The 3,806-nt window shown below is 69.7% G+C and carries 5 protein-coding genes; 1 reads left to right on the plus strand and 4 read right to left on the minus strand.

All coding sequences use genetic code 11. The annotated features are described in order from the left end of the window. Positions 1–68: 68 nt before the first annotated feature. A complete protein-coding gene (locus ACFWEP_RS32795; protein ID WP_387375666.1) occupies positions 69–389 on the minus strand; it encodes a (2Fe-2S)-binding protein in 321 nt (106 codons plus the stop codon). Continuing rightward, a complete protein-coding gene (locus ACFWEP_RS32800; protein WP_387375668.1) occupies positions 386–787 on the minus strand; it encodes a hypothetical protein in 402 nt (133 codons plus the stop codon). The genes ACFWEP_RS32795 and ACFWEP_RS32800 overlap by 4 nt, the downstream gene beginning before the upstream one ends. A 140-nt stretch (positions 788–927) precedes the next feature. On the opposite strand from ACFWEP_RS32800, the gene ACFWEP_RS32805 reads away from it, so the two are divergent. Beyond that, positions 928–1,908, plus strand: a complete 981-nt coding sequence (locus tag ACFWEP_RS32805) for a helix-turn-helix transcriptional regulator (protein WP_387375669.1) — start codon at positions 928–930, stop codon at positions 1,906–1,908. Positions 1,909–2,037: 129 nt separating this feature from the next. Here ACFWEP_RS32805 and ACFWEP_RS32810 read toward each other — a convergent pair whose 3' ends face one another. Continuing rightward, positions 2,038–2,484 carry a heat shock protein transcriptional repressor HspR gene (locus tag ACFWEP_RS32810; protein ID WP_387375671.1) on the minus strand — a complete coding sequence of 149 codons (447 nt, stop codon included), beginning with the start codon at positions 2,482–2,484 and terminating at the stop codon, positions 2,038–2,040. A 1-nt stretch (position 2,485) separates the two neighbouring features. Then, positions 2,486–3,679, minus strand: a complete 1,194-nt coding sequence (dnaJ, locus tag ACFWEP_RS32815) for a molecular chaperone DnaJ (RefSeq protein ID WP_387375673.1) — start codon at positions 3,677–3,679, stop codon at positions 2,486–2,488. Positions 3,680–3,806: the final 127 nt, after the last annotated feature.

The raw sequence follows: 3,806 nt of genomic DNA on the forward strand, positions 1-3,806 counted from the left end.
GTGTCAGGTCACGGTGGCGCCGCTGTGTGGGGGACGCGCTTGAGCGATGTGGTGGTTCGGGGGATCGCTCAGGCGCTTCGGGGGGTGGCGGAGATGGTCTCGGGGTCGAACAGTTCATGGTCGCGCTGGTCCAGATTGACGAAGATCATGCCGTACCTCACTTCGCAGCGCACGGGCTGTGGGGCGCCACGCGGCCTGCGCAGACAGCGGTAGGCGCGAAGCTCTTCGCCCTCCTCCATCACGACGACCACAGGCTCACCGAGCAGGGTGACCATCAACGAGTCGCCCGGGCCCGGCAGAGCGGTGAGCAGGTCGACGAAGTGCCACCCCGAGCGATAGGCCGAAGCCATCTCGCGCCGGAAGATCCGGTCGTCCGGCGGGGTGGTCATGCGTCTGCGGAAGCCGGAAGCGAGTCCCAGCCGATGTCACCCTGAACCTTGTTCAGCGCGCCCCAGCCGATGTCGCCCTGGACCTTGTTCGAGGAGTCCCAGCCGATGTCGCCGGTGGCCGACGCCTGCACGGACCAGCCGATGTCACGCTGGACCTTGTTCAGCGAGTCCCAGCCGATGTCGCCGGTCGCCGACGCCTGCACGGCCCAGCCGATGTCACGCTGGACCTTGTTCAGCGAGTCCCAGCCGATGTCGCCGGGCGTCGCCGAAGCTTCGCTGCTCCAGCCAATGTCCCCCGGGACAGCAGCCGCCTCACTGCCCCAGCCGATGTCGCCCGCGCCCACCAGCCCGAAACCCAAGGCTGCGACGAACGAGGCGGCAAGCACCGAGCGAAGCATTCGCTTATCCATAATCGGCTTCGTCCTCACTTGTGGATTCATCTCCCCCGCTCCTAAGACGATGTCTCACACGACCCTGTGAACACCACAGACTCGATGCATCATGTTCTTGCATGTTCAGGAACCTGGGGGGTGGAGAAATGATCACAAGAGACACGAAAACGACACATCCTCACGGGATCACCGAACTGTGTGAGGACGGCAAACGTCTCTACTCGGGCGCGCTCCGCTCCGGACGGATCGCGCGCGACGAGGTCGAACCGGCTCCGTGCCTGATGGAGTTCGCTCTGCTGCACGCCGACCCCGACGACCCGGACTGGCTGCGCCCCGTGCCGCCCTCCACCGCGCTCGCACAGCACGTGAATCCCCTGGAGCGCGAGATACAGGAGCGCAGGCGCCACTCGGTGCGGCTCGCCCAGTCCTTCGAGCCCTTCATGGACATCAGCGCTCAGGGACCGCCGGCCACCCACGCCATCACCGTGCTGGAGGGCGTGACCCGGATCAACGGCGCTCTGGACGTCGCCACCGCGGAGTGCCGCACCGAGGTCCTCACCATCCAACCCGGCGGCGGGAGGAACGAGGACCGGCTCGGAAGGGCCCTGGAGCGCGGACTCTCCGTGGTCCACCGCGGCATCCGCATGCGGACGTTGTACCAGCACACGGTCCGCTACAGCCCCAGCACCCTGGCCTACGCGGAACGCATCGCCGACGCGAACGTGGAGATCAGGACGTCCGAGGAACTCATCGAGCGCCTCATCGTCTTCGACCGGTCGGTCGCCTTCATCCCGGCCCAGGACGACCGGCAAGTCGCCCTGGAACTCCGCCACCCGGGGCTGGTCGCCTACCTGGCGTCGGTCTTCGAGAAGTTCTGGACCCGCGCCACCCCGCTGCTGGAGGAGATCCGGTACGAGCCCACGCCGGACGGCATCAGCGCTGTCCAGCGGTCCATCGCCCAACTCCTCGTCGAAGGGCACGTGGACGACTCGATCGCCCGCAGGCTCGGGATGAACGTACGGACCTGCCGGGCGCACATCGCGAAGCTCGCCGCCACCCTCGGCAGCAGCAGTCGCGCCCAACTCGGCTTCCTGATAGCCCAGTCGGGCATCCTGAGCGAGGACTGACACCCGACACGCCACGGGCGCCCGGGCCGCCCCAAAAGCGGCCGCCGGACAGGAAACGGAAAGGGCCCGCCCACCGGCATCGCCGGTGACGGGCCCACGGGCGGGCGGCACGCGCCCGTCCCGCCGCATTCAGTCCTTCGGCCGCTTCGGCCGCCAGACGACCAGCGCGCTGGTCTGCTGCACGTCCTGGTACGGCACGAGGTCGCGCCGGTAGGAGGCGTGCACCTGGGCCTCGGCCTGCCGCATGGCGACCGCCGCCCCGTCCACCGTCGCGGAGAGCTCGGCGACACGCTGCTGGAGCGCTGCAACCTGGTTCTCCAGCTCGATGATGCGCTTGATGCCGGCGAGGTTGATGCCCTCGTCCTGGGACAACTGCTGCACGTTGCGGAGCAGTTCGATGTCACGGGCCGAGTAACGCCGTCCACGGCCGGCCGTGCGGTCCGGGGAGACCAGACCGAGGCGGTCGTACTGACGGAGTGTCTGCGGGTGCAGGCCCGAGAGCTGGGCCGCGATCGAAATCACGTACACCGGGGTCTCATCGGTCAGTTCGTACGGGTTACGTCGGCGGCCGTCCATCTCAAGCTCCCTTCGCGGCCTGGAACAGGTCGGCCCGCGGGTCCTGGACCGCGGTCGCCTTGCGGTAGGCCTCCAGCGCTTCCCTGGCTTCGTCGCCCAGCTCCGTGGGCACCGCGACCTCCACGGTGACGAGGAGGTCGCCCCGGGTGCCGTCCTTGCGCACGGCGCCCTTGCCACGGGCGCGCATCGTACGCCCGTTCGGGGTACCCGCGGGGATCTTGAGGGTGACCGGAGGGCCACCGAGGGTGGGGACCTTCACCTCGCCGCCGAGTGCCGCCTCCGGGAAGGTGACGGGCACGGTGACGGTGAGGTTGTCGCCCTTGCGGCCGAAGACCGGGTGCGCGTCCACGTGGACGGCGACGTAGAGGTCGCCGGCCGGACCGCCGCGCTCGCCCTGGCCGCCCTTGCCGCGCAGGCGGATGCGCTGCCCGTCCAAGACGCCCGCCGGGATGCGGACCTGCATGGTGCGGGCGGACTTGGCTCGTCCGCTGCCCTTGCAGACCTCGCAGGGGTTCTCGGCGATCAGTCCGCGGCCCTTGCAGTCCACGCACGGGTCGGTGAGCGAGAACCCGCCACCGCTGCCGCGCGAGACCTGTCCCGTACCGACACAGGTCGGGCAGACCCGCGGGGTGCCGTTCTTGTCGCCGGTGCCGGAGCACGCCTTGCAGGGCGCCTGGCTGGACATCCGCAGCGGGACCGTGGCCCCGTCGACGGCCTCGGTGAAGCTGAGCGTCACCTCGGTCTCGATGTCCTGGCCCCGGCGCGGCTGGACGCGGGTACCGGTGCCGCCGCCGCGGTTGAAGAGCCCGCCGAACACGTCGCCGAGGCCTCCCCCGCCGCCGAATCCGCCGCCACCCTGGCCGGCGGCGCCGCCCTGGGCACCTCCGAAGAGGTCCCCCAGGTCGAAGCCTCCGGGGAAACCGCCCCCGGCCCCGGGACCGGGTCGGAACCCGCCGTTGCCGAAGAGGGCGCGTGCCTCGTCGTACTCCTTGCGCCGCTTGGCGTCCCCGAGGACGTCGTTCGCCTCGGAGATCTCCTTGAAGCGCTCCTCTGCCTTGGCGTCACCCTTGTTGGCGTCCGGGTGGAACTCGCGGGCGAGCTTCCGGTACGCCTTCTTGATCTCGGCGTCGGTGGCGTCCTTCGGGACGCCGAGGACCTTGTAGTAGTCCTTCTCGACGAAGTCCTTCGTGCTCATCGACGTCCCTCCTTCCGGACGATCGGCCGTCGGCCTCTCGCGCGGGACATGTCCGGCTCACGGGGAACGCTGTCGCTCCCCGGTCCGCACCGGTCCCTGTGAAAGGCCCTGGCGGCCGGCCCTGGGG

Source organism: Streptomyces sp. NPDC060198, from assembly GCF_042728415.1.
In the GTDB taxonomy this organism is placed as follows: Bacteria; Actinomycetota; Actinomycetes; order Streptomycetales; family Streptomycetaceae; genus Streptomyces.

Excerpts from the sequence above, each read along its gene's own strand:
- ACFWEP_RS32800 (WP_387375668.1), bottom strand. The coding sequence starts at position 787 with ATGCTTCGCTCGGTGCTTGCCGCCTCGTTCGTCGCAGCCTTGGGTTTC.
- ACFWEP_RS32805 (WP_387375669.1), top strand. The coding sequence starts at position 928 with ATGATCACAAGAGACACGAAAACGACACATCCTCACGGGATCACCGAA.
- ACFWEP_RS32810 (WP_387375671.1), bottom strand. The coding sequence starts at position 2,484 with ATGGACGGCCGCCGACGTAACCCGTACGAACTGACCGATGAGACCCCG.
- dnaJ (WP_387375673.1), bottom strand. The coding sequence starts at position 3,679 with ATGAGCACGAAGGACTTCGTCGAGAAGGACTACTACAAGGTCCTCGGC.
- ACFWEP_RS32795 (WP_387375666.1), bottom strand. The coding sequence starts at position 389 with ATGACCACCCCGCCGGACGACCGGATCTTCCGGCGCGAGATGGCTTCG.